At 69.4% G+C, this 441-nt stretch carries 1 protein-coding gene; it reads left to right on the forward strand.

Translation table 11 applies throughout. From position 1 onward, the window contains the following. The coding region (locus tag C3492_RS43900; protein ID WP_146075822.1) for an LLM class flavin-dependent oxidoreductase at positions 1–441 on the forward strand (441 nt) is incomplete at both ends.

Raw genomic sequence — 441 nt, forward strand, 5'->3', positions numbered from 1 at the left:
GATGTCACGCCGGACCCCACCACGGGGCGGACCCCGACCGAGCGCGAGCGGATCAAGGCCATGGTCGCCATCGCGCTGAAGGCCGAGGAGGTCGGCCTGGACGTCTTCGCGATGGGTGAGCACCACAACCCGCCGTTCGTGCCGTCCTCGCCGACCACGATGCTGGGCTGGATCGCCGCGCGGACCGAGCGGATCGTCCTGTCGACGTCGACCACGCTGATCACCACCAACGACCCGGTGAAGATCGCGGAGGACTACGCGATGCTCCAGCACCTGGCCGACGGGCGGGTGGACCTGATGATGGGCCGCGGGAACACCGGGCCGGTGTACCCGTGGTTCGGCAAGGACATCCGGGACGGCATCGACCTGGCCATCGAGAACTACGCGCTGCTGCGCCGGCTGTGGCGTGAGGACGTCGTGGACTGGGAGGGCAGGTTCCGC

This window comes from Streptomyces sp. Ru62, assembly GCF_002920615.1.
In the GTDB taxonomy this organism is placed as follows: domain Bacteria; phylum Actinomycetota; class Actinomycetes; order Streptomycetales; family Streptomycetaceae; genus Streptomyces.